General features: G+C 38.5%; 23 protein-coding genes and 1 pseudogene. 3 read left to right on the forward strand and 21 right to left on the reverse strand.

The window, feature by feature from the left end; genetic code table 11:
• Positions 1 to 316: 316 nt before the first annotated feature.
• The 15 genes from QZ574_RS18170 to QZ574_RS18240 all read right to left on the reverse strand — a co-directional run bounded on the left by QZ574_RS18170 (position 317) and on the right by QZ574_RS18240 (position 11,435).
• Positions 317 to 1,090: a hypothetical protein gene (locus QZ574_RS18170; RefSeq protein ID WP_297092187.1), complete on the reverse strand. Its 774-nt coding sequence runs from the start codon at positions 1,088 to 1,090 to the stop codon at positions 317 to 319.
• A gap of 2 nt (positions 1,091 to 1,092) precedes the next feature.
• Positions 1,093 to 2,958: a hypothetical protein gene (locus QZ574_RS18175; protein WP_297092188.1), complete on the reverse strand. Its 1,866-nt coding sequence runs from the start codon at positions 2,956 to 2,958 to the stop codon at positions 1,093 to 1,095.
• Positions 2,959 to 2,969: 11 nt separating this feature from the next.
• Complete coding sequence (locus QZ574_RS18180; RefSeq protein ID WP_297092190.1) at positions 2,970 to 5,597, reverse strand: phage tail tape measure protein; 2,628 nt, start codon at positions 5,595 to 5,597, stop codon at positions 2,970 to 2,972.
• Positions 5,598 to 5,609: 12 nt separating this feature from the next.
• The gene (locus QZ574_RS18185) at positions 5,610 to 5,918 is read right to left on the reverse strand and encodes a hypothetical protein (protein ID WP_297092191.1); all 309 of its coding nucleotides are present in this window, start codon (positions 5,916 to 5,918) and stop codon (positions 5,610 to 5,612) included.
• A gap of 1 nt (position 5,919) precedes the next feature.
• The gene (locus tag QZ574_RS18190; protein WP_297092193.1) at positions 5,920 to 6,159 is read right to left on the reverse strand and encodes a hypothetical protein; all 240 of its coding nucleotides are present in this window, start codon (positions 6,157 to 6,159) and stop codon (positions 5,920 to 5,922) included.
• Entirely contained in the window at positions 6,156 to 6,404 is a 249-nt protein-coding gene (locus QZ574_RS18195; RefSeq protein ID WP_297092195.1) for a hypothetical protein, read from the reverse strand. Before QZ574_RS18195 ends, QZ574_RS18190 begins: the two co-directional genes overlap by 4 nt.
• Positions 6,405 to 6,773: 369 nt before the next feature.
• Positions 6,774 to 6,944: a hypothetical protein gene (locus QZ574_RS18200; protein WP_297092197.1), complete on the reverse strand. Its 171-nt coding sequence runs from the start codon at positions 6,942 to 6,944 to the stop codon at positions 6,774 to 6,776.
• Positions 6,945 to 7,140: 196 nt separating this feature from the next.
• Complete coding sequence (locus tag QZ574_RS18205; RefSeq protein WP_297092198.1) at positions 7,141 to 7,377, reverse strand: hypothetical protein; 237 nt, start codon at positions 7,375 to 7,377, stop codon at positions 7,141 to 7,143.
• Between the two features lie 88 nt (positions 7,378 to 7,465).
• Positions 7,466 to 7,795, reverse strand: a complete 330-nt coding sequence (locus QZ574_RS18210) for a hypothetical protein (protein ID WP_297092201.1) — start codon at positions 7,793 to 7,795, stop codon at positions 7,466 to 7,468.
• A 640-nt stretch (positions 7,796 to 8,435) separates the two neighbouring features.
• Positions 8,436 to 10,010 carry a VapE domain-containing protein gene (locus tag QZ574_RS18215; protein ID WP_297092203.1) on the reverse strand — a complete coding sequence of 525 codons (1,575 nt, stop codon included), beginning with the start codon at positions 10,008 to 10,010 and terminating at the stop codon, positions 8,436 to 8,438.
• Entirely contained in the window at positions 9,976 to 10,560 is a 585-nt protein-coding gene (locus tag QZ574_RS18220) for a hypothetical protein (RefSeq protein ID WP_297092205.1), read from the reverse strand. Before QZ574_RS18220 ends, QZ574_RS18215 begins: the two co-directional genes overlap by 35 nt.
• A gap of 44 nt (positions 10,561 to 10,604) precedes the next feature.
• Positions 10,605 to 10,778 carry a hypothetical protein gene (locus QZ574_RS18225; RefSeq protein ID WP_297092206.1) on the reverse strand — a complete coding sequence of 58 codons (174 nt, stop codon included), beginning with the start codon at positions 10,776 to 10,778 and terminating at the stop codon, positions 10,605 to 10,607.
• Positions 10,779 to 10,848: 70 nt separating this feature from the next.
• On the reverse strand, positions 10,849 to 11,022 hold the full coding sequence (locus tag QZ574_RS18230; protein WP_297092208.1) for a hypothetical protein: 174 nt from the start codon (positions 11,020 to 11,022) through the stop codon (positions 10,849 to 10,851).
• 19 nt (positions 11,023 to 11,041) lie between these two features.
• Positions 11,042 to 11,227, reverse strand: a complete 186-nt coding sequence (locus QZ574_RS18235) for a helix-turn-helix domain-containing protein (protein ID WP_297092210.1) — start codon at positions 11,225 to 11,227, stop codon at positions 11,042 to 11,044.
• A 10-nt stretch (positions 11,228 to 11,237) separates the two neighbouring features.
• Entirely contained in the window at positions 11,238 to 11,435 is a 198-nt protein-coding gene (locus QZ574_RS18240) for a helix-turn-helix transcriptional regulator (protein ID WP_297092212.1), read from the reverse strand.
• 148 nt (positions 11,436 to 11,583) lie between these two features.
• Here QZ574_RS18240 and QZ574_RS18245 point away from each other — a divergent pair, with 148 nt between their 5' ends.
• Complete coding sequence (locus QZ574_RS18245) at positions 11,584 to 12,336, forward strand: helix-turn-helix domain-containing protein (protein WP_297092214.1); 753 nt, start codon at positions 11,584 to 11,586, stop codon at positions 12,334 to 12,336.
• 158 nt (positions 12,337 to 12,494) lie between these two features.
• On the opposite strand, the gene QZ574_RS18250 is transcribed toward QZ574_RS18245, so the two are convergent.
• The 3 genes from QZ574_RS18250 to QZ574_RS18260 all read right to left on the reverse strand — a co-directional run bounded on the left by QZ574_RS18250 (position 12,495) and on the right by QZ574_RS18260 (position 17,710).
• A complete protein-coding gene (locus QZ574_RS18250; protein WP_297092216.1) occupies positions 12,495 to 13,715 on the reverse strand; it encodes a site-specific integrase in 1,221 nt (406 codons plus the stop codon).
• Between the two features lie 402 nt (positions 13,716 to 14,117).
• Positions 14,118 to 15,239: a glycoside hydrolase family protein gene (locus QZ574_RS18255; protein ID WP_297092218.1), complete on the reverse strand. Its 1,122-nt coding sequence runs from the start codon at positions 15,237 to 15,239 to the stop codon at positions 14,118 to 14,120.
• 134 nt (positions 15,240 to 15,373) lie between these two features.
• On the reverse strand, positions 15,374 to 17,710 hold the full coding sequence (locus QZ574_RS18260) for a GH92 family glycosyl hydrolase (protein ID WP_297092220.1): 2,337 nt from the start codon (positions 17,708 to 17,710) through the stop codon (positions 15,374 to 15,376).
• Positions 17,711 to 18,184: 474 nt separating this feature from the next.
• Between QZ574_RS18260 and QZ574_RS18265 the strand changes: the two genes are divergently transcribed.
• Entirely contained in the window at positions 18,185 to 18,736 is a 552-nt protein-coding gene (locus tag QZ574_RS18265) for an XRE family transcriptional regulator (RefSeq protein WP_297092222.1), read from the forward strand.
• A 159-nt stretch (positions 18,737 to 18,895) separates the two neighbouring features.
• Positions 18,896 to 20,848, forward strand: a complete 1,953-nt coding sequence (locus tag QZ574_RS18270) for a DUF4914 family protein (protein ID WP_297092224.1) — start codon at positions 18,896 to 18,898, stop codon at positions 20,846 to 20,848.
• A gap of 300 nt (positions 20,849 to 21,148) precedes the next feature.
• Here the strand turns inward: QZ574_RS18270 and QZ574_RS18275 are convergent, their stop codons facing one another.
• From QZ574_RS18275 to araD, 3 genes and pseudogenes are all read right to left on the reverse strand, one after another.
• Positions 21,149 to 22,270 (reverse strand): aldose epimerase family protein, encoded by a 1,122-nt coding sequence (locus QZ574_RS18275; RefSeq protein WP_297092226.1) that lies wholly within the window; start codon positions 22,268 to 22,270, stop codon positions 21,149 to 21,151.
• Between the two features lie 22 nt (positions 22,271 to 22,292).
• Complete coding sequence (locus tag QZ574_RS18280; RefSeq protein WP_297092228.1) at positions 22,293 to 23,960, reverse strand: ribulokinase; 1,668 nt, start codon at positions 23,958 to 23,960, stop codon at positions 22,293 to 22,295.
• Between the two features lie 86 nt (positions 23,961 to 24,046).
• A pseudogene (gene araD, locus QZ574_RS18285) lies at positions 24,047 to 24,226 on the reverse strand (L-ribulose-5-phosphate 4-epimerase); the annotation flags it as partial.

A 24,226-nucleotide genomic window follows, 5' to 3' on the forward strand; every position in this document is an offset into this window, starting at 1 on the left:
ATAATCAAGGAGTTAGAAATTTTTCTAACTCCTTTTTTTATATGGTTTGAACATAGTTTGAACAACGCATCCACTTTTGGAAATTGTCCCAATACCATACAGATTCCGCATAGCTTTTTATTGAAATCCAAAAAAAACCGTTAAAGCGGCACGGATAACTAATTGTCCTCACTTCATACAATTTGCGCAAAAATATATTAGAAAAAATGAGGTGCAGTAAAACCACACCTCAAAAAATAAAACGAACAGTGAACACTCTCCAATTATGAAACAAAGCGAACTGGTTTTTGCATACCGGTTCACTTTGTTTTTTCAATTACACAGATAGCAAAATTTCTGGATCTGTTTGCCAGTGTTGCTCAATACCTGCAATTTTAAACTTGCGCGTCCGCTGCTTCCAAAACAATACCCGGTCAACGGAAAAGCCAGACTCATTGCTTCTGATCGGAATAGTGAGCCACTCGCTTATGAAATTCAGTTCTGTTGGGCCATTATTAGTGCGCAATAATCCTTCCTCAACAAGCTCGTTTAAAGCATCTTTCAGGTTTTCAATCTTGCTAAGGATCCTATTCTGGTCTTCGGAACGTGTAAATCTTGAACAAAAAATTTCGCTACTTTCCCAAAACTCCTGATTTTCGATAAATTCTTGTTCTTCTTCGTTCCAAAGCTTTGCAATCGGAAAGTGGAATTTTAAATTTTTAACAGCAGTCTTTATTTCTTCAAAATTTGAACGTGCAGCCAATACCTCGTTAATTCCTTCAATTGTGATAGCTTTAAGTTCAATCAGTTGTTCCAGGTTAATGCCAGGGTAATTCAAGTTATTGTATTCAATATGTTTGGAATAAATCCACTTTTTCGCATCACTTTTAAGAAATTCAACAAATTCGGAGAAAGAATACACTTGTTCTCTTTTCAGGCATAGCTCCAATTGTTGTTTTAGCTTTTCTGCAGATCGAAACAGTTTTTCGTAGGCTACATTTATTTCATGCAACCTTTTAAAATCAGGATCTCCGATAAGTCTAGGTTCAAACTCTTTTTTTTCCGGTGCAACTGCTTCAGCTGCTTCCGGTTTTTGTGCTTTTGTTTTCATAATTATATTTTAAATCCTTTAATTACTGTAGCTCCAATACTGTTTAATGAGAATTCTGTTTCCATTTCTTCTATTATAAATTCTCCTTCTTTGCTTGAGAGTTTACTTGTTATATTCTCTTTGATATTCGCGATAACATTTAGTGGTAATTGAGCTTCTCTAACAACCGGTTGTCTTTTTGACCAGAACCGGTTCCATTTTGCCCATCTTTTTGAGAACAAACCAATATCTTCTTTATCCCATGAGAGAGAAAGATTACCGGTAGAGTTTAAAGCAATATTATTGCCTCGGTAAAAAAGCAGTCGCGGTTCAAATTTTTGATATGCAAACCTGATACCCTCCACATTTCCAGGTTGGAAAACAATTGGGTAAGGATCGCAAACAAGCGTACTAAAGCATGTTTTTATTTCTTCTTCTTCGGTCTGATCCGGATTGTAAAAACCAGGTTGAAATCCTATAGAAAAATGCTCCCATCCTAGGGCATCTGTAATTATTTCGCTTGCTCCCACCGGATCGGGTTCTGAAACACTCATTAGTTTGTATTCGGCATATACGTCTAAACTTGTTAGGTAGCGTATATCTCCGAGTTGCGGATCTGTTACGTTTGGCAATTCTGACCAGTTGTAGACCGACTCCTTTAGATCATTCAAACGATCTGATATGTCCGTCCATCTCTCCGCAAAAATAATATCGTTGGTATCGTGTTCATACGAAAATTTCAAGGTAACATTTTTTTGTTCATCCAATTTCCAGCTGCCTACCATGTACTCTTCAATATTTATAGCTTCAGATGAGAATATTGTTTCACGGTCGATGATATCAACTTTGTTGTTAGATTTGAATACAAAACACACATTCAGAAGATTTTGAATTCCAAGAAGAAAATCTTTTAATTTAACCTTAGGAAGCAGATCCTTGTATTGAAAAGATTTTAAATAATTGCGGGAAATTAATCCTGGTTCAACATAGTAACCGTTCATTGTTGTTCCATCATATCGAATATCAGGAACCCACATTTCCGGGAGCTGCGTATATTGCATAGAGGTAATGTCGAAGTTATTGTAAAGGAGTAATGTTTTTAAATCAACATCATTTCTAATTGCATCTTCATCAATAAAAATGTGAGCATCGTTAAATAATTGCCGCAGCACATTATTTAAAAATAACATTGGGGAAACGACTGTGATTTCAAGATTTTCAGACAACTTTGCTAACATGGAGTTGCTCAAGGTTTTTATACTACCATCTTGATTTCGGCTATTGATAAAGTATTCAGATGTTTTCCAAAATGCATGGGAAAATGCTTCGGTTGTTTCAGGCGCCCCAAGGGTTTCATCATGAAGACTTCCGGGATAATAATCCAGATTCGGAACAGAATATTCTATTGGAATAGTTCTGCCTTTTTCTGAGAAAAATTCTGGATTAAAAACCGTTGGACAGCAATAGTCGTCTTCAACGGGATCATAATCACTTTTATTTTCCCATATTACCTCTTCGCCAAATGCATCAATGTCATAAATGTATTTTTCACGGTGTTCATCTCCTATATCGCCAACAATTCCCCTGAGCCAACATTCATAGCTTGCATCATCTGCAGAGTTTACAATCAATGTACCACTCAAGAGCAATACACCTCCAAATCTGATTTCAAAACCTTTAAACTCCCGGTTATTTTTTGTGCTAATTTTTTCGAATCTACCTGGGTTTCGAAGAAGACTTTTGTTATGATCATTCACTGGTATGCTGATTCCTATACCTGCATTGCCATCAATTTTGTCGAACTTGCAGGCTGGATTGCTCCAGAGAATTCTGACAGAGGTCTCGGAGCTTAATAAAAAAGGTTTATTATTTAAACTAAATTCTAGCATTTTCTTATTGTTTACATTCCTTTTAAGGCTTCAATTTCTTCCCACTTCTGCAACTTTTTCTGCACCATCTCTATTGCAACATAGTGTTTCTTTTTGCTTAATATTTCAACAGTATGGTGCAGCTTGCTTACTGAATCTTGTAACTTTTGAATATCTGCGTTTTTAGATTCTGAAGGACTTTCAGGTGTTGCTCCATTATTACTTGTGTAGCCCCCTTCCGAATACATTCTTGTTAGCGATGAATTAACAGCAACTGGCTTTGTCCTCATTGTTTCAATTGTAGAAACCATATCGACAACTGCAGGCAAACTCATCAAGGATTTCGGAACAACATATTCGCCCTTATGAACAATGCCTGCAGGTTCCAGTATCCCACCGTCGCCGGTGTAGCCACCTTCTGAGAATCCTTTTACCGCTTGCCGTTGTTTGTTGGCAACTGCCAGTTGGACAAGGCCGGTAGCTCCAAGTAACCCGGATGCAATGGCACCGCCAATTGGTCCCAGCTGGGCATAAGCTTTCATAATTGCGGCTGCTGTGTCGGCAATAATGGTTGCTGCAGTTACTGCAAACTGTGCATCAGCATATTTTTTCCGGATCTCCTTTTTCTTCTCTTCATTGTCGCCGGCTTTTTCTAACTCAAGATCCATTAATGCCGTTACAAAGTTTGCCGACATATCAGTAAACTGTCTGGCTTTTTCGATGTTATCCTGCTTGATGGATAAGCGTTCTTGTTCGCCCTGCCTGGTTAATTCAGTTAATCGATCCTGGTATTCTTGTTCGCCAATTAAACCCTGTTCATACATCGATTCATTAAGTGCTGTTTTAAATTCAAGGGTTTGCTGATATTGTTGAATCGCATAATCAGCTGTTGGATCAAACTCTTCATTTTCAGCTTCCATTTCAGGAACCAACGAAAAATCGATAGTCTTTTCTTTTTGGCTTTTCTCGATAGCAGCTATGAAAGCATCAAAAGCACCTTCTCCTGCCTCCGCAAAATATTTCTGTATTGCTTCTTTTTGTTTGGCCATATCTGCTTCAATAAATTCAGATATTGCCAGAGATTTTTTGCGTGCTTCGGCAATTTTTTCAGCTTCTTTCTGAGCTGCTAACAATCGCTCTTTTTCCGCTTTTTCTTGTGCAGACTTTTCTTCATCAATTTGCAACTGTCTTGCTTTTTCATCTTGATCGAGGCGACGTTTGTAGAACTCATCCCAAAGCATTTCTGCTTCGCGTTGCGATTGACCGGTGTCTTTTATTTGTTGGATCATTGAATTCTTATTCAATTCGATCTGCTCCAGGGTGAGTTTGTTCTCAGCTTCAACAATTTTCTGAAATGCCCGGTATTTACTACCCGATAGATTGATCATGGCATCATACACCCGTTCCATGTCCTCTTCAGAGAATTTTTTAGCACGTTTGAAAACAAGATCCACATTTGACAGTTTGATTAAAGCATCGGTTAAAAATTTTACTGATCCCCTAACGAATTTAGAGATTACACCGTCGCCGTTCTCAATCGACAATATAAATCCCTGCCATGCTGAATTCAACAATGTAATATCACCCGATAAATTATCGAGTTGTGTGTCGACCATATTTTGCAGTTCGCCTTCAACATCCTGCAGACCATCGCGAAGTGCCAATGTAGAATCTGCAGCGGTGAGAAAAGCATTAAATGCAGAAACTGATCTTTTATCGGTTAGCTGCAAAGTGGTATTCAAGTCTACTCCTTTTGCTTGAAGATCTGCCAGTGCCGGCACCAGATCATCAAGCGACTTAATAGGCTCGCCTAGTGTTTTTGCCAAGGCTCCGTTTGAATCAGCCAGGTTAAGAATAATATTTCGTGTGGCCGTTGCTGCAGAGCTGGCATCAAACCCGGCATCTTTTAATTTTCCTGTTAATGCCAAAGTGTCTTCTAGTGTAAACCCGAAAGCAGAAGCAACCGGCCCAACTGTAGAAAGTATGGTTTCAAAATCTTCAAAACTTAATGCCGATTTTGAAGTTGCTACAGCCAAAGAAGCAGCGACTTCGCCGGCATGAGTTGCAGACATGTTAAAAGCTTTTAGTGCAACACCTGTAACTTTTGCAGCAGGCCCCAGTTCAGCATTGGTTGCTGCAGCAAGATCCAGGGCTGCTTTAGTGGAAGCTTGAATTTGTGTTTCGGTAAATCCCAGTTTAGCAAATTCGGTTTGAAGTTGTGTAACCTGACCGGCTGTGAATTTGGTTATGGATCCGTAGCGAATGGCATCATTCGTTAGCTCCCGGATGTCATCTTTTGTTTTTCCTAATACTGCAGCGAGGTTTGATTGTTCCTTGGAAAATTCTGTTGATACCTGGGCGGCATTTCTAAATACTGAAACTAATGCTCCAACACCTCCAATTATACCGGCTTGTGCAAAAAGGTTTTTTGTTTTTTGCCAAATAGATGATGTGCGGCCAAGGCTTTTGTTATGATCATCAACGATCTTTTTCAGCGATTTAATTTTTCTCATCTGCAGGTTATACTCCTTTGAGCCTCTTGTCATATTTCGGATCTGGCCTTTGGCTTTCGAGAACTCAGCGGAGATTGACCGCATGTTATTTTTTACCTCTTTACCGTTTATGTAAAGGTTTATTCGTCTATTGTAACTGTTTGCCATCGTTTTTGTGTTTTAGGTTAAAAAAGTTGCTTCGTTACGCAGCATCTCATACTCAATACAATCATAAAAAGAACGAAATTTGCCATTCGGCAAAACATAAATAGTAGGGAAACATGTTTCTTTGTGGGGGCTTTCGAACTTATAGCTTATAGCAATGCTTTTAATAGCTATTTTGGTGCCTAGATTCCTTTTTTTATGATACTTCCAGAAAATGATTTCGGCTTCATGGGCATTTCTGGCCATTACAAAAAGTGGCTGCATAGTTGAAAAGTTGTTTTTGCCTATACACCCCGAATACATTATTTCAAATCGTTTTTTCATCTTATTCGTTTTTTTGTATCAGGCACTCTTCCGGAAAGGCGCTTATTTCTCGTTTATGGTCTTTACTCATCCAGGAAACCTCGTAATCGCAACATGATAATTCCTCCGCGACAAAGTCAGATATGATTAGTGGGAGTTTGAACTCTGAATCAGTTTTTAAATACACCACGTCTCCAAGCTGGTACTTGAATTCGTGCTCTGAATTTTCAACTTCTATTTTTCGAATTTCTCTTAAGCTCATTTCTCTAAAATCTTTAGGTCTTTTTGTTTGAATGGTTTTTCTTTAATCTTTCCCCGGTTCGTGATCCAGCTGCAGCAATAATCAGCATCATTGTCGTGGAAGTCACCAATCGGGCACAAATCGCTAACAACCATAATTTCGGGGTTTTCGGTTCTTATTTCCGTTACCAAATCTCCAAGCTTAAACTTTGTAAGACTTGGTTTAAAAGCCAATATTTCAAGTTTTTTCAACTCCGAAACACTCATCTTGCTGCAATTAAATCCGATTCTTTAAACTTGCGTGAAACCATTACCCCTCGATTATTTACGAACGAGCCGCGATAAAATATTTCATTCTTTTCTGCTCTCACACTCGAAATTTTTATTGGATATCTCCGCTTCGCGTCGGTTGTCTTAAAAACCAAATCTCCCTTTGTAAATGCCGTTTTTTTCATTTTTCAATTCTCAACAATATTTTTAGAAATCCTTCTGTTCTTGTTGGTATCACGGCGTTTTAGCTTATCGGAAGCTTGTTTTTTCGAAAAAGAACGTTTTTATGCCTCAACCCTCCCCAAGCCCGCCCTATGAAAGAATGCAGGGTAATGGGCAGAATCACAGGATATATGACAGCGATTTTTATTGATTTTTCTGCCCAAAATTCTGACTTAATGTTCTCCTGATCATGCCAGCCAGAGTCCTACCCTGGTTGGCAGCCTCTACCTTGATTGCATTGGTTAGTGGCTCATCGAGCCTGACTGCTACTTGCTTTGTAAGCTTGTTTCTTTTAATCAATTTTGTTTCTTCCATTTCTTTATCAATAATAAATTACAATCAAATGTATGAAGCCAGAAGCCCATGGCAAAGGACAGATTGAACACCAATTAACACCGATAAGTACCAACAGTGAAACCAAATAAAAAACCCGCAGCTGTAATAGCTACGGGTTTGCAGGCATATAAACGGATTACCGGATATTACCCGATAATGAGTATAAGCGACTATTTTACGCTATATTTTTTCCAAGTGTAAGTCCGAACTGGTTAAGTAATTGTTCGTTATCTTCAGTGAAAAGAAGTTTATTCACCTTCAGCTGCAAGGCTTTCATCCTTGCAACTGCAGTTACATGGTCGATAGTACCCGCATTCTTGTCTTTTTCAATCTGAATCATTTGTGTTTTTAATTCAGAGATCATGTTAGCATTTGTAACATTTTGCTTTTCAATAATTTGATTGTTTTCCATTTTAGTGTAATTTTAAAGTGATAGTATTAATTATTAATTTCTACTGTACAAGCAATTATAGGACCGTTATTGAGCGGTCCTTTTTCTTTTATTGTTTTAGTTTTAATTCAGTAATTGCTGCATAGTATTCATCAAGCCAATTTTCAATTAAAACATATCGAACCGCATATTTTTTTATAATTTCAGGAAAGGCCTCCCTGCTTTCCAGAAGGTTGTCATACGATCCAATTGAATTCTGCAATTGTATTACATTGTAGTAATTGATGTAGTGATCAACTAAACTTGTAAGAGTACGGTAGCCTTTTAGTACATGCCTTAGCATTTCGAGTTCTTTTTCCAGCATTGAAACCATATTTTCGTTTTGTTTCAGTAGCTTAAAAAGTGATTGTTTTGATTCTTTCTGATTACTTTTACTCATTGCTTTATAATTTAATTAATGATAGGTGTTACAGATATAATGTCGAAACGAACCAGGCGTTTCCAATCGTCAGAAAAAGCTTTAAAGATATCTGTTGCCTCTTCTGGGTTCTCCATTGCTACTCGAAGCTTAATAGTTTTTGAGTGATTCGAGTATATCGTCAAAATTTTAATATTATACAGGGTTAGTTTAATCGGCTGCTCCGAGACTCGCATTATCCAGTAAGCTGATACTTCGCGCCAATTTTCTATAAGATCTGAGATGTTATTTTCGGCGGCCACATCATCATTCGCGAATGTGTGTAATACTTGCTGTCGCGCCGGTGATCCATCGTCGCACATGGTAAAAACTTTTACGTAGTATTTTATTGATTGAGACATATTTTTCTTTTTTTTAAACTCTAACTAGTCCATACTTGACTACCATCTTACTCGAAAAGCTTCTGAAAAGCGCATTCTTTCGTTTTTCGAGTAATGTGCTGTTTTTCTTACCTACTCGCTTGAATTACCTGTGTTTACAGTTCTTGTAGCCATTTCTTTAAAATCTATCTTACTCGACTATATCCCTTTATTTATAAGTATTTCAGCCATTTCAAGTAAGATGGTAAGTACTATTATCAACTTGCTCATTATTTAAAAGATTAAAAAGGGATATTATTTTGGGTTGCTTTTTGTTGCTGATTATTTAAGGTTTCGCTATCCGCCGATGCTGTATCTGAATCTTCTTCATCAGTATTTTGATTACCATCTCTAGTTGCAACATAGTAGCCTTTAACGCTTATGCCAATATCACTTCTGTATTTCGATTCCTGTATAAAACCAAGTATTTTCAATGCTTTGCCAACGTTTACAGCATTTAATTTTAGGTTCGATACGTTTTTTTGGTGAAGTTCTGTAATTATCTCGGTTGCTGTTCTGAATTCTATATCCGTATCTCCCTTTTTTCCTGGTTTCATGAATTTCATGATTAGTTCCATTTCTGGTGAGCGAATAAGGTAAGATTTATTTGCTTCCTCATTTTCATCTATTTCTTGTGGGGTTAACTGGTAGTTGTAGTTGGTCTCATTGAAGATATGGTAAGCCTGAGCCCAAACATTATTAATATCAATGTCTTTGTTGTAGTCGAAGTTAATCTTAGTTACCCAAAAGCAAACCCACCTTACACTACCGGTTTCGTCATTAAGAAATTCAGTTCTATTTGTGCTGGCTACAAAGTTGCATCTTCTTTGAAGTAACTCTGCTCGCTCGCCATATGGTAGTCGCACCTTTACCCGGTGTTTGCTCATAACCGATTTTAGAGCATTGATATCGTATTTAGTGAGAGTACTTAGCTCGTCAATGTTTACAATGAAGTTTTCAGTTAAGGCTATCAGATCATCTTTACTGGTACCAATATTCTCGGATAGATAGTCTTCCAATTTTGGCGGACACAACCATCTGAGAAAAGTACTTTTTCCTATATTTTGGCCGGGGCCAACCAATGTAAAGCATTGTTTATTGAAGTCAATTTCCAAGCTGCAGGCGATACTTCGTACCAACATCTTTTTAAACATTCTTTTAAATCGTTCCTTTTCCTTTTCTATGTCGGAGTTTGGATTTGGATCAATAATAGTGATATATCCCAATAGCTTTTCAATATGATCTTCTCCGTCCCAGGCAGCTAAGTGTTCGAAGTATTCAAAAAATGGGTTCCGTTTCTGGACGAAGTCACTTTTTAATAAAGATTTTAGATCGCTTAACGAATATTTTAAATGATTCTTTTGCAGATCCCGGTATAAATTGTGTTCGTTAAGGCTTGTAAATTCTTTGCTTCCGGTTTCCTTGTACATAAATTTATTAGAAACTACATTGAAATATATTTCATATTTTTTTAAGATGTGCTGTTCTACCCTGGTCACCAAAGCGCTGCTTTCTACCGAGCTTTCAGTTTCCTTTTTTTCGCTTTCGGCTTGTTTTACTGCAATTTTAAATTCCTCTTTCTTTATTTTGAAATCCTTGCAAAGTACGTCGATGTAACGCATCATCTTCAATGGATTTTCAAAAGAAATGAGTTTTGATGTTATTTCTTGAATTGCATTGAGCTGCTTCTCTACATCCGCGCCAGCGGCTTCTAATAATTGCCTGGCAGTTGGAATGTAATCTTCCATTTTACTCTCTTCAATGGAATTATTTGATTGTGACTTATTCGGCAATGTTATTGGCTGAAATTTGCTCATACCAGTGGTTTTCTATTTGTTGCTGTAATTCAGAAAAACTTTTCAGTGCTCTTAATCCATCGATAATATGATTGCTTTCCTCTGCAATTTCATGCATGATCATTTCAGCCATTTCTTTTGCTTTATCGTTTCTGCTCTGATAAAGTTTGGCTTGTGCTGAAATTGTTTTTATGTTTTGCCGATCACGTTCAATCATTGTATTGAGCCATCGATATTTCTGATCAATAAGAAGGAAATAGTTCTCGTTCATTATTGGTGTTTGGTGTTTTTTTACCGAACTTTTTATAGCTGATAAAAACCTTAATGGATAATTTAAAAGCACATTAATTCCATCGGATTTCATCCCAATAATTTCAAGAATAGCGACCAATTTTTTTTCAATGTCGATTTTCTTTTCCATTCCTTTTATGGCAGCATTTTTCGATTCGTTGGCTTTCTTCATCTGAAGCTTAATTTCTTCTAAAGCTTCAAATGCATTTGCTGCAGCATGGTTATAATCATCAAGTTCAGCCGCCGAAATTCTTCTTTCTTGGGCTAGATTGAAAAACATACTCCTGATCTTCATCAATGAATTATATTGAACCTCTTCCGGATTCATCTTTTTGTCTTTTCGTTAATTGCTTTTCGAAATGAATACCTGATAAAATCCGTCTTTGAAATTTGCTCTTCTGAACAGATTTTATCTAGCTGATCTCGTTCCTCTTTGGTAATGCGAATTCCTACCCATTGAGTTTTTTTGCGGAGTTCGCTAAATTTTAATTCATCCATTTTATTTTATTTTTTATGCTTATGTGTTACAAATAGATTAAAATTCGTGATGCATTGAAAGGACAAAAAATTACCCCCATAATAGCTCCATTCCCTTATCTAGCTTTTCACCGGCTTCAATAGCATACTTTTTTCGAACTTCTTTCGGATCTTCACCAGCGTTCAATGCGTCAATAACTTTTTTATATAGCTTTTGTGATTCGCAAAGCAGCTTGTTGGCTTCTTCAATGTTATCTGTATTCATGGTTTTAGACAATAAAAGGTTACTGTTTTTTATCACTGGTGAGAAAATCTTCCAGCTCTTGTCGTTTAAAAAATATCTTCTTTCCAAATGGCCGGTAGCATGGGATCCTATTCTCGCTGGTCAATACATACAAGTACGATTTTTTGAGACCGGTATATTCAGCAGCTTCATCCATATTAAGAACTGTTTTTGTGTTTAAATCCATAGCTATTGTGTTAAATGAGTTCTGTAATATCAACTTCAAAATATTCAGCAATAGCTTTTGCCTCAGAGATAGTTGGCTCAATTTCGCCCCTGTAGATTTGCCCCCAGCGTTTTTGATTAATTCCTACAGCATCGTAAAATGGCTTCTGTGGATGAAAGAAAAAGCATCTGTTCTCTTTACTTTGAACAACATTTTTTATTTTTCCCATGATTATTATATGTTTTTAGTAAATTTTATTTAGCACAATACTAAGAATTATTTACCTTTAAACAAAATATTATTTACTTAAAAACAAATTATTCTTTTTAAAACAGTAAATATTTTGAAGTAAAAAAGCTAAAATCTACATTTGGAATATGAATTCAATTTCAGATAAGATCATACAGGGGCGAAAAGCCAAAAGAATCAATCAAAAGGATTTCGCTCAACTAATAGGTGTTTCTCAACCATCGCTAATTAAATTCGAAAAAGGCGAAACTGATTTAATACCACTTGGCGTTGCAAAAAAAATATCAAACGAGCTCGACATTCCATTTACGGAGCTTTTTGATATTGAATCACTCAACAACAGAAGAACTATTTTATTAGAAAAAATTGATGAACTTGAAGAAAAATCAATAAAACTTAAGAGTGAGATAAATGATAAAGAGCTACTAATTGACTTTTTCAAAGAGAAATATAAAAACCTATATGTAAAAAAAATAGAGCGTGATTTTACTGATTACATAGAATTACTTAATGAAATTTATGAAGGAATCAGAAATTTTGATTCCGATGAAATGAAAGATAAGCTCAAAGAGCAGTTAGTGCTTGAAAAAGAATATATGAAGGATACTATTAAAGGTATTTTAAAAGAAGGTATTTTTACTGATTTTGAACTATTAGAACTGCTCTACCTTAACGACATTTACCTTACGGCTATAGTAGAATCTGAAAATAATATAGCTGCCAAATTAACGGAATATTGGAGTGAATTCATGGATATTTCCCAGTCCAAAGTAGAACAATTTCTTTTCTGGCATGATAAGCGAGAAGAAGAAAGAACCCAAAAACACAAGGCTCAATTACAAAGACTAAAACAGGATAACGATTTAAATAAAAATAATTGATTTTTCTTTTCAAATATCCCTCATAAAAACTAAAAAGGGAGGGTGTTTGAAAAGAAAATTACCTATAAATTTTATGATCAATCCGCCACCGGGCGGAAGTATTTGTTATACAAATGCACATCTTGCCGACCTCTCCCCCACCGTATTTATTAAAAAATCTAAACATCTAGCTTTTTGGCTGCTTCAATTCTTTCCGAATGATCGAGTTCTTTAAGATAAATTTGTGTTGTTTTTAGATCACTGTGCCCCATCATTTCGCTTATTGTAAGCGGAGAAATTCCTTCTTTGGCCAATACACTTGCAAAAGTGTGTCGCACGGTGTACGTGGTTACCTTCATCGGGATCTCTAACTCATTTGCGATGCCTCTTAAAATGCCGTTGTATTTTTTCAGTGCTGTTTTACGCCTTGTCCTCATTTGCTCGGGTGTAATATGGATGTATTCATTCAGGATCGGGAAAATATATTTATTATCGGTTCGGCTGCGGTAATATTTCAAAATATCGAGGGCTCTTGGTAATAGTGGTGTTTCATACAATTTACCGCCTTTGCTTCTATTATACTGCAGTAATGTAATTCCATTTGAGTAGATTATATTCTTTTCTTCGATTTTTGCAATATCGGCAAAGTTTATTCCTTCGCAGAAGTAAATAAACGCCGCCAATTGTATTGCATCAAACTTGTCGGTTCCTGGTTTGGCATCATAATTTAAAAGGCCAAGTATTTGATCTTTGGTTATTGCACGTTTCGCCGTTTGGTGTTTCAATTGTTTCCAGTTAAATCCATCAAAAGGATAGTAATTAAAATCTTCTTCTTTCCGAGCGCGATTGTATACGGCCCGTATTGTTCTAAGGTAATTACTTATAGTACCTGGTTTTAATTCTTTTGACTGGCAATGCTCAACAAATAGCTGCAGATCTTTTTTTGAAATTGCAGTCATTTCTTTGTCCTTCCCTATGTATTTTTCGAATTGATTTTTGGCAATTTCATACGCTGCAGCATTCCCAACCTTACCGGCATTTTTTAGCCGGGTTATAATCTTATCGGTATAATCGAATAAACATAGCTTAGTTACTTTGTGATGATATTTTCGTGTAAAATCATCATGTGAAAATCCGGGAGAAAGGTTTTCCAGGTCAATAAGTATTTCTTCTGCAGTAGCAATCGATTTTGAGATATTTCGATTTGCCTTTTTATAGTTAGGAAAAGTTTTATTAAATCTTCTATCTGTTGAATCCCATTGCCCAGGAATACATTTAAAAGTATTACCCAAACTATAATATTTATTTTTGCGATTGATTGTTACCTGCAGGTAAACCGGGTGAGTTTTATCTTTATAGGTTTTACTTTTAAACAATACAATTTTTGCACTGGCTGCCATATCAAAGTTTAATAAAGTTTGAACATAGTTTGAACAAAACACTAAAACAAAGTAAAACAAAATAAATTAAAACAAACTATATTGCTCAATATTAGATTATTATAAAACACAAAAAAACAAATCGCACTTTTTGGGAGCAGGGGGTCCCAGGTTCGAATCCTGGTATCCCGACCACTGAAAAAAGGAGTTAAACTTTTGTTTACTCCTTTTTTTATGCTGTCAAATTCTTGTCGTATAAGGTATATAGTTATTCCAATTATTTCTTCGACTTTTCGAACCTCAGCATTCCTGTTAGAACGTTGTTTTTACCTTTTTTAAGACTTGGAACCAAAAATACACCACTAAATACAATCATCACCTACCTGTTATAAAATAGCTTAATAACCACCTAAAAAAAATTAACTAATATTTTTTAAGCGGTATCACCATATTCCATGTTTTGTCGAAACTCCAGGCTTTATCGCCATTTCCTGTTGCTGCAAAAAAGTGGGTTGGTATGCCGTCTTCAATAAGGAGGAAAGGGCGCTCAAAATGGTTTTGATGCGTTGTTGTTCCATCATCCCACAAAATATCGCGACTGTAGGCTTTTACCTTGTCGAACAACTGCCAGTTTACACCATCGTTGCTCCACACATGAATTCCGCCTCCTTCTTCGCCACAAATCTCGCCCGAGCGATCTTTAATAATGGCTTCGTATTTTTCGCCGTTCCACCACACATACGGATCTTCAACATCAATATGCTCTTGCCCTGGCTTTTCGAAACGGAATATTGGTTTATCGCTAAGTCTTTCGTACGGGCCCTCGGGGTTGGTGGCTTTTGCCACACCCAATAAAAGAGGTGGTTGCGGACCATGTTCCGACGATTTATACATCAACAGAATTTCGCCGGTTTTATCGTTCACAACCGGTGCAGGGTTTGAGGTAATTGAGGCATCCCATTTTCCGGGGCGAGGCTCAATTACCGGTTTATCCAAACGTTTCCAGGGACCGTAAACACTGTCGCTAATCGCCACACCAACACGCTTGTTCATCCAGGCTGCAGTCCAGTTTTCGTTAGGTAATTCCTTATTTTCAAGGCTTGGCTGTTCAAAATCGTAAGTATTTCCAAAGTAGTACAACAGAAATTTGTCTTTGTATTTTACAACACGCGGATTGTGAGTGCACATGCCATCCCAGTACTCTTTCCCGCGCATGGGCAGGGCAACTTTTACTGTTTTGTAGGGGCCAACCGGTGTATCGGCCACAGCATGTACCACTTCAGAGTTGGTCACCCATTTTCCGAAGCCCAGCGCTTTTAACCAGCGGCTGGCAAACATATGGTATTTCCCGTCTTCGCCTTGTATTACCGACGAACCCCAAACCCAATAATCCGGGTCCTGGTATCCACCACCTACAGGTGCCGGTAAAATACGGTCGATAAATGCAATTTCGCGGGTTGTCTTAGCACAGGCCAACAAGCCTGATGATAATGAAATACCTGCAGCTGAAAGTATTGAATTTTGGATAAAGTGGCGTCGTTTCATTTTTTAATTTTTTTCGTTCATTTTTAGAAAACCGATTTATCTGTTTAAAATCTAACGAATAAAGGCCGGTAAATATAAGAGACAGCAAGCGGTTAATAGGGACACATTTTGTGATAGTTTATAAAATCGCTTATTTATTTCTCTATGGGCAAAGGGTCTTTTAGCCCCCAGTTTTTATTCGGCTCCGTTCCCAATTCCAGTTCCAGTGTGCCGCCTTTTTCAAAATCGGAGTGATAAAACCAACACTTTTCCCAAGGCTTACCATTTAATTTGGCCGCCTGAATATAAGTATGTTCCGGCTGATTGGTTTTAATCACAAACTTTTCACCTGAATAATAGTTGGGATTTAGCTGGATGCTAATTTCATTAAATAACGGACTTGTAATTTCATAATAAGGTTTTACCGCAGCCCCTCCATCAACCTGAAATAATCCGATTGCCATTAACACACCCAGAGCCCCCATTTGCCCCTGGTCTTCGTCGCCTTTATAGCCATCGTAAGGCGTAATATCGCCATAGGCCTCTTTTACTTTTCGCACCCACTTTTGGGTAAGCCATGGCGCTCCCGAGTAGTTAAACAAATGCGCCATTCCGGTACCGGGCTGGTTCCCATAGTCAATCCAGTTAGCCGCATGGTTTTTGTTAATTCCAACAAAATCGAGCTTTTCGCCTTCGTTAAAACACCAATCCAAAAAATGGGTATACTTTTCGTTGCCACCAAAAAGTTCGATTAATCCGGCCATATCGTGTGGAACAAAATGCGTGTAGATAGCCGAGTTACTTTCGCAAAAACCCCGTGCATTAAAATCTTCAACCACCGGCTGAAAATCTTCGATCCAACTACCGTCCATTTCGCGCGGATGAATCATGCGGGTTTCAGGATTCCACAGGTGCTTGTAATTTTCCGATCGTTCCACAAACAACTCATAATCGCTATCTTTTCCAAGGGATTTTGCCATTTGTGCCAAACACCAATCCTGGTAGGCATATTCCAGGGTCATCGATGCCCCGTCCTTATGGCCACCTTTTGCTTTAATTCCCTCCGGAACCCAACCCTGTTTTACGTAATACTGCATTCCTCCGCCAAAGGCGGGTGTATTGTGTTCGTATCCGGCATGGTCGCGTGAACCACCTACAAATGCATTTTTACGTAAACCTTCATAGGCTTTTTCAGCATCGTAATTTCGGATTCCTTTATTATAGGCTGTTGCAAAAAACGAGGTTGACGGATCGCCAATCATTACAAAAGTATAGTTCCCACCTGAAGGTCCGCGTGGAATTAATCCGCCATTTTGGTACATATCAACCATGGTGTTACAAAAACCATCCATCACTTCGGGGTATACCATCGACCAGAGAATATTCAACGACCAGTGGCTGCCCCACCACGCATCAAAATTATAATGCGGGAACAGCGGCTCACCGTTTTCATCTACACGAACCGAACGTACCACAGCGTTTTCACCCGTTCTGTCCATGTACTTTCCATCTACATCGCTTACAATTCTTCGCCCAAGTAACGAGCGCCATAAATCAGTATAAAACTTAATTTGTTGCTGCTCAGTTCCTCCTTCTATCTCAATTCTTCCCAACCACTCGTTCCATTCATCAACTGAAGATTGAACAACCCGGTCGAAATCCCAATGGTTAATTTCGGTATCGAGGTTTAAGCGGGCTTGATCGGTACTTACATACGAAATTCCAACTTTCATTAAAATTTCTTCTTTTTCTTCTGAATCGAAAAATAAAGCGGCACCAGCATTTACTCCCTGGATGGTATCGGGCGCATTGGCCAAGAGCTTTTTATCTTTCCAGCCTTTTATCGAACTGAAAGGCTTATTTAGGCGTGCTACAAAATAAACAGGAGTATCTTTGGGGCGACGACCTGTCTTGCTTAGTACCTGAATTCCTGCAATTTCAGTATCGCTAACTTTCCATACTTTCGAGTAGACCGTAGGCCCATGGGCAAGCTTTGCCCCAGTATCAAAAATAATGGCCTTATTTTTCTTTTCGGGGAAGGAGTACCTGTGAAAACCAACGCGTGTTGAAGAAGTAAGCTCTGCTGTTATTTCGTAATCATCGAGCACCACTTTATGGTATCCGGGTTTCGCCACTTCGGTATCGTGAGTAAAAGCTGATTGGTATGCATTCATTCCTAAATGCCCTTTAAACTCGCCTGTTGTTGGCATTACAGCAATGCCTGCCAACTGCCAGGCATGTATATGGCTAAAACAACGAATGGTTTTGCTATCGTATAAATACCCTGAACTCCATGTTTTATCAGTATCAGTGTCGGGACTAAGGTTTACCATGCCAAACGGACGAGATGCCGAATTAAAATAAAACCAGCGCGAATTGTGGGTATCAACAAATGGATTTACCAGGTCTACCGGCATTTTTTGTGCTTCTGTGTAATAGACCGACAACAACAACAGAAACAAAAAAAGAATACGTTTTTGGTTACAGTTCATATCTAAATTTTTATTCGAAGATTGTAAAAATTTTGCTTATTACTCTCTAAAAAATAGTTTTTAAAGGAATTAACATGTTCCATGTTTTATCAAACTTCCAGCCTTTAGGTCCGTTGCCGGTTGCGGCAAACAAATGGGTAGGCACGCCATTTTCAATCAGCAAGAAGGGCATTCCAAAATGATTTTGATGTATAATTGTTCCATCGTCCCAAAGCACATCTCCACCTGGCCCGATGGCAGTGCTTTGTTATAAAAAAGTAAGCGCCACGAAATTAATCTCATAAATACAACGATAATATAAAATTACTTATAAAAACAGCTCCGGCTTCAAATAAAACAAAACAACACACTATTTAAAAGCTACTTAATTTATTAACTAATCTTTAACAGCTTAGATATTTCTTTTACCTTTGTTGGCAATGTCATTTTTTTGTGGCACTAACAAAAAAATTAACAACCAGGTAGAGCTAATTTATGAAACGACTAGGGGAAAGAATACGAAGAAAAAGAGAAAACTTACACCTAAGGCTTAACGATTTAGCTGGAAAAATAGGAATCAGCTCCAGTGCGTTATCGCAAATTGAAAATGCAAAAGCTTTTCCATCCATTCTTACCTTAAAAAATATTGCCGACAGTTTAAATACAACTGTTGGTGAATTAATTGGAGAAAATGAAACCCTGTTACAACAACCGCTGATTTCGGACAAGCAGAAAAAATTTGTGCAGAAAAATAAAAGCGGAACCAAACTTTTCCTGCTTTCGCACCACGATCCGCATAAGCAAATGGAGACATACCTTCTTGAGTTTGTGCCTAATTCAGACAGTAATGGAATTATGACCAATCATCCCGGACAAGAGTTTTGCTACTTAACCGAGGGAAAACTGGCTATAACACTCGAGGACAAAACTTACGATTTGGAAGTAGGAGATAGTTTCTATTTCAATTCAAACATTATGCATAACGCCAAAAATATTCACAATGGTGTTACCCGGGCAATTTGGGTGGTTACTCCTCCAAACATTTAGAAAAACACTGCAATTTTCATCTCTACTTAATAAGTTAATAAATACTTAAATAGTATTAAGTTCTTCTTCATTTTTTAAACGATACTAAAGCTTTTTATAGTTTTGCGCCACGTTACCGGCACGAGTTAAGCCGGTACAATAACTCAAAAAAGTATTAGTATGCGTGAAGAGTATTCAAATTTTACAAGCAACCTTAAAAGCAAAGGCATTCAATTGCCTGATAATGTACAAAACCTTCTAAATTCCTGTAAATCATTTACATTTTTTAATTCTACCGATGAGCTTGCCGAAGCCGCAACCAACGGAAAAGAAAATAAAGAATTTGCCGTTTCGTATGATATTGAGGGCAAAGGAACGTACACCGAAGCAATTGTTCACCGGGTTAAAAACGGTATTTCAGTTAATTATACCGAAGCGTATATGCGTAGAAGGGATCCGGGAACCATGGTTATTGGCGATGACAAACCGTCTGCCAAAACTCGTTTTTCTGATAAATTTGGATATCCTTTTGCTGACATACAATCAAAAACTTTTGACTGGCTGAAAGAACAGGATTTGGCAGTGTTCTTTTATTTTGCCGGCCGACAGGGAATAGGCTCACTTGGCATTGCGATAGCACCTGCAAACGCCGGTTTTTTTGCCATGGGTCTTTCGATGTTGCAGGAAATTGTATCGATTGATGAAATTGATAAAAAGGGCGATTTAAAATCAGTAATTTTTGTGGCTCCTGTTTTCCGTCATACACATTTTGACGGAAAGCAAGTTGTTGTACATAATCGCCTGGACGATATTCATGAGTTATATTCGTATAACCTTTACCCGGGGCCAAGTGCCAAAAAAGGCTTGTATGGCGTGCTTCTTGCCCAGGGCGAAAGAGAGAGCTGGATTACAGCGCACTGCTCGGCAGTGCAATCCATAAGCCCTTACGATATTACCACAACCTTTATGCACGAAGGTGCCAGTGGCGGTGGAAAATCAGAATTGCATCAACATATTTTAAGAGAAACAGACGGAAGGGTTTTACTGGGTAGAAATTCGCGTACCGATGAAACCAGGTTTATAACCATTCCTCGAACATGCAGCTTTAAAGCTGTTGCCGACGATATGGCATTCTGTCATCCATCATTTCAGAAAGACAATGGGAAACTGGGAATTATGGATGCTGAAAACGCCTGGTTTGTAAGAACCGATAGTGTTAACAAATACGGCGACGACCCGGTTTTAGAGAAGAATACTATCAATCCTAAAAAACCTTTATTGTTTTTAAATATCGATACCAAACCCGAGTCAACGGCATTAATATGGGATCATATTGAAGACGAACCGGGCAAACGTTGCCCAAATCCAAGAGTTGTAATGCCCCGCGAAATTGTTGAGAATTCGATTGACGGAGCAGTATCGGTTGATGTGCGCAGTTTTGGAATACGTACACCAAAATGCTCGATTGAAGACCCAACTTACGGTATTGTTGGGCTATTTCATATTTTACCACCGGCATTGGCCTGGTTATGGCGTTTGGTAGCTCCACGCGGACACAAAAATCCAAGCATTGTTGGAACCGGAGCAATGGAAAGCGAAGGCGTAGGCTCGTACTGGCCTTTTGCAACAGGCGACCGTATAATCCATGCCAACATGCTGTTAAAACAAATTATTGAAACACCTAGAACGATATTCTCGTTGGTGCCTAACCAAAATATTGGTGTTTGGGAAGTTGGTTTTAAACCGCAGCTTTTAATGCGTGAATATTTAACCCGACGGGGAGGAACAAAACTCAGAGACGACCAAATGCAAGCTGCACGTTGTTCGCTTTTAGGCTACGAATTAAATTACCTCACTATTGAAGGATCTAAAATACCGAGCCGATTTTTAAAAGTTTACAACCAGGTTGAGGTAGGTACTGATGCCTATGATGCCGGTGCCGAAATTTTGCAGCAGTTCTTTAATAAGGAGTTACAGAAATACCTGCACAAAGATTTATTTCAAACCGGAAGAAAAATTATTGAGGCCTGTTTATCCAACGCAACTATTGAAGATTACAACCAGATTATTCCGATGGATTACGAATATGCATTTAGCAACATCGAGGATTACGAAAAGAATAGTAAAATTTAATTCGATAAGTAAAAATTTATTTCCTGTAAGCAGATTCAAATTTTTCGCATACTACTTAATAATTAACTTAATATCACAATGAATTTGACTACACAGGAGGCATAAACCAAGGGGAGCAGCATTCGCAGCTCCCCTTTATTTTTTCCGTATTTTATTCTGTTTTAAATTTTAAATGGTTCATGGGTGTTTCACGCATCCCCCATGGGCTGACTGCTCTGTTAAGTTATGAGTTCCTCGCCTAAATTGTATTACATCATTAATAAGTTTCAACAGCATTTCATTTATTCAATCTCCGGAATCCTATTTTTCAACACCAAATTTGTAGATACAAATTGAATAATATTTGTCTCCCGGATTTAACAACACTCCTGGAAATTCAGGTTTGTTCGGACTGTCGGGAAAATGTTGAGTCTCCAGGCAAAAAGCAGACCTGAATCCATATTTTATACCTGATTTTCCGGCAATTGTTCCATCTAAAAAGTTTCCTCCGTAAAACTGAATGCCTGGCTCGTTGGTATACACTTCGAGTACCCTGCCCGATTCGGGTTCAACTACGCGGGCTGCCAATTGTGTTTTATCGTTGCCGGTATCAAGCACCCAGTTATGGTCGTAACCATTTCCAACTTTTAACTGCTGGTGCTCGTTATCAACCCTCTCGCCAATAGCCGTAGCCTGCGTAAAATCAAAAGGAGTACCAGTCACTTCTGCCAATTCTCCGGTAGGAATCAATCCGCCGTCAACCGGGGTAAAACGTAATGCATTCAAGTACATCAGGTGTTCGTTAATTGAGCTTTTACCGCCATCTTTTAAATTAAAATAGGTATGATTGGTAAGATTGAGAACTGTTTTTTTATCTGTTGTTGCAAAATACTCAATTTTTAACTCGTTAGCTGCCGTTAACTGGTATGTAATGGTTGTATTTACGGTTCCCGGATAAGCACTTTCGCCATCCGGAGAAAGGTAGCTAAAAACAATTTCGTTGTCACTTACACTTTCCACCGTCCATACCTGACGGTGAAATCCGTTACTTCCGCCGTGAAGATGATTTTCTCCATCGTTTTTCTCCAGCTGGTAACTAATACTATCAATGGTAAATGTTGCATTTCCTATGCGGTTTCCGTAGCGCCCAATAGTAGCGCCAAAGAAATTTTCTTTTTTCTCAACAAAATCTTTACCACTGCCATAACCTACCACCACATCGCCGGGCGTTCCGTTTTTATCAGGTGCATACAAGCTTACCACCCTTGCGCCAAAATTGGTTAACTGACAAACAAGGCCATTATCGTTTTTCAAGGTATAAAGTTCAATGGTTTTTCCATTGTAATCAAACGCAAAATCTTCGCGTGATATACCCACTGTGGCTTCTTCCTGCACACAGCCAAAAAACATTATAACTAAAGCTATAATTCCTAAGTACTTCATTGTTTATTTATTTATTTGGTTTTTAATTCAAATCGAATTCAATAAACTTACCCAGCTGATTGTATTTCTCGTAAAGCGCTTTGTATTTGGCCACATTTTCAGGTATGGGATGATATTCCATTTCGAAACCACCGCCCATTTTTTCCTGTGCTTCACCAAGGTTTTCGTATACACCGGCTGCAACTGCTGCTGCCATTGCAGTTCCTAATGCACAAGCCTGTTCCGAACGAGCCACTTTAATTGGCATGTCCAGTACATCGGCAACAATTTGCATTACCAGTTTCGATTTTTTAGCTACTCCTCCGAGCGCAATAACACCATCGATGCGGATTCCTTCTGAAATGAAGCGGTCGTTAATAGCTTTTGATCCAAAAGCAGTAGCTTCAACCAAAGCACGGAAAATACGTGGTGCATCCGATCCCAGATTCAAACCGATAATTGCTCCTTTTAATGCCTGGTTGGCATCCGGAGTACGACGACCGTTCATCCAGTCCAATGCAACGATTCCACTTTCAGCGATGGGAATTTTTTCAGCTTCCTGGCTTAATTTAGCAATGATCTTACCTGAAGTTTCATCGATCAGTTTTTTCTTAGTGCCCTCGTCGATCAAATCAGATTCTGCCAAAATATTTTGCATTGGCCACTCGATTAAACGACGGAACCAGGCGTAAATATCACCAAATGCCGACTGACCGGCTTCCAAACCTAACATTCCGGGAACGATCGATCCATCAACCTGACCACAAATACCGCTAACCAGTTTATCACCCACTTCTTCAAGCGGTGCAATCAGCATATCGCAGGTTGAGGTACCCATAACTTTCGACAAGTGATACGGTTCGATTTGTGCACCAACAGCACCAAGGTGAGCATCAAAAGCTCCTACCCCAATAACCACATTGGTTGAAAGGCCTAATTTCTTCGCCCACTCTTCACTCAATGTTCCTGCCGCAACATCACAGGTAAATGTTTCTTTAAACAAACGATCTTTTAATCCGGCTAACATCGGATCAAGCTGAGTCAGAAATTCTTCTGATGGCAAACCACCAAAAGCTTCATGCCACATGGCCTTGTGCCCGGCTGCGCAGCGGCTCCTCTTTAATGTTTTCGGATTGGTATTTCCGGTAAGAACCGCCGGAATCCAGTCGCAGTGCTCTACCCACGAATAAGCAGCACGGTACACTCCGGCATCTTTGCGCGTTACATGCAGCAGCTTGGCCCAGAACCACTCTGATGAATAAATTCCACCCTCGTATTTTGTAAAGTCGATATCCCACTTCCTGGCTAATTCATTAATTTCTTCCGCCTCTTTTACTGCCGTATGATCTTTCCAAAGTACGAACATCGCATTTGGATTTTCTTCAAAACCCGGTGTTAATGCCAGTGGCGTACCTTTTTCGTCAACCGCTACCGGAGTCGATCCGGTGGTATCAACAGAAATACCCACAACATTTTCGGCCACACCTGCAGGAACTTGTTTCAGGGCCTCAACAATGGTGTATTCCAAGCCTTCTAAATAATCTTTCGGATGCTGACGAAACTGGTTGTTTGGCGCATCACAATATTCTCCTCTTTTCCAACGCGGGTATTCAAACACCACACTTGCCAGCTCCTCGCCGGTCTCTACGTCTACGATTAATGAACGAACCGAATCAGAACCATAATCCAGTCCAATTGTATATTTTGCCATTTTTCTAATTTAAGATGGAGCGAAAAGCTGGCAGCGTTTGTTCCTCCACCAACTTTTCGTCCTTGATTTTTTTAACTGATGGACAATTACTGTCCGTAGTATGCATTTTTCCCGTGCTTGCGCAGGTAATGCTTATCTAATAAGAATTGATCGATCTCAGCTCCCGGAGTCAACTGCAACGCAGTGTGCGCCATTTTTGCCACTTCTTCCATAACTTTTGCGTTATGAACGGCATTGTGGGCACTTGTTCCCCACGAAAACGGACC

Origin of the sequence: uncultured Draconibacterium sp., assembly GCF_913063105.1 — a bacterium.
In the GTDB taxonomy this organism is placed as follows: domain Bacteria; phylum Bacteroidota; class Bacteroidia; order Bacteroidales; family Prolixibacteraceae; genus Draconibacterium.

Coding starts and splice junctions, on each gene's coding strand:
- QZ574_RS18200 (WP_297092197.1), bottom strand. CDS start 6,944: ATGGAAGAAACAAAATTGATTAAAAGAAACAAGCTTACAAAGCAAGTA.
- QZ574_RS18225 (WP_297092206.1), bottom strand. CDS start 10,778: ATGGATGAATTAAAATTTAGCGAACTCCGCAAAAAAACTCAATGGGTA.
- QZ574_RS18180 (WP_297092190.1), bottom strand. CDS start 5,597: ATGGCAAACAGTTACAATAGACGAATAAACCTTTACATAAACGGTAAA.
- QZ574_RS18185 (WP_297092191.1), bottom strand. CDS start 5,918: ATGAAAAAACGATTTGAAATAATGTATTCGGGGTGTATAGGCAAAAAC.
- QZ574_RS18250 (WP_297092216.1), bottom strand. CDS start 13,715: ATGGCAGCCAGTGCAAAAATTGTATTGTTTAAAAGTAAAACCTATAAA.
- QZ574_RS18265 (WP_297092222.1), top strand. CDS start 18,185: ATGAAACGACTAGGGGAAAGAATACGAAGAAAAAGAGAAAACTTACAC.
- QZ574_RS18190 (WP_297092193.1), bottom strand. CDS start 6,159: ATGAGCTTAAGAGAAATTCGAAAAATAGAAGTTGAAAATTCAGAGCAC.
- QZ574_RS18275 (WP_297092226.1), bottom strand. CDS start 22,270: ATGAAGTACTTAGGAATTATAGCTTTAGTTATAATGTTTTTTGGCTGT.
- QZ574_RS18260 (WP_297092220.1), bottom strand. CDS start 17,710: ATGAACTGTAACCAAAAACGTATTCTTTTTTTGTTTCTGTTGTTGTTG.
- QZ574_RS18205 (WP_297092198.1), bottom strand. CDS start 7,377: ATGGAAAACAATCAAATTATTGAAAAGCAAAATGTTACAAATGCTAAC.
- QZ574_RS18280 (WP_297092228.1), bottom strand. CDS start 23,960: ATGGCAAAATATACAATTGGACTGGATTATGGTTCTGATTCGGTTCGT.
- QZ574_RS18195 (WP_297092195.1), bottom strand. CDS start 6,404: ATGAGTGTTTCGGAGTTGAAAAAACTTGAAATATTGGCTTTTAAACCA.
- QZ574_RS18245 (WP_297092214.1), top strand. CDS start 11,584: ATGAATTCAATTTCAGATAAGATCATACAGGGGCGAAAAGCCAAAAGA.
- QZ574_RS18255 (WP_297092218.1), bottom strand. CDS start 15,239: ATGAAACGACGCCACTTTATCCAAAATTCAATACTTTCAGCTGCAGGT.
- QZ574_RS18210 (WP_297092201.1), bottom strand. CDS start 7,795: ATGAGTAAAAGTAATCAGAAAGAATCAAAACAATCACTTTTTAAGCTA.
- QZ574_RS18170 (WP_297092187.1), bottom strand. CDS start 1,090: ATGAAAACAAAAGCACAAAAACCGGAAGCAGCTGAAGCAGTTGCACCG.
- QZ574_RS18240 (WP_297092212.1), bottom strand. CDS start 11,435: ATGGGAAAAATAAAAAATGTTGTTCAAAGTAAAGAGAACAGATGCTTT.
- QZ574_RS18235 (WP_297092210.1), bottom strand. CDS start 11,227: ATGGATTTAAACACAAAAACAGTTCTTAATATGGATGAAGCTGCTGAA.
- QZ574_RS18230 (WP_297092208.1), bottom strand. CDS start 11,022: ATGAATACAGATAACATTGAAGAAGCCAACAAGCTGCTTTGCGAATCA.
- QZ574_RS18270 (WP_297092224.1), top strand. CDS start 18,896: ATGCGTGAAGAGTATTCAAATTTTACAAGCAACCTTAAAAGCAAAGGC.
- QZ574_RS18215 (WP_297092203.1), bottom strand. CDS start 10,010: ATGAGCAAATTTCAGCCAATAACATTGCCGAATAAGTCACAATCAAAT.
- QZ574_RS18175 (WP_297092188.1), bottom strand. CDS start 2,958: ATGCTAGAATTTAGTTTAAATAATAAACCTTTTTTATTAAGCTCCGAG.
- QZ574_RS18220 (WP_297092205.1), bottom strand. CDS start 10,560: ATGTTTTTCAATCTAGCCCAAGAAAGAAGAATTTCGGCGGCTGAACTT.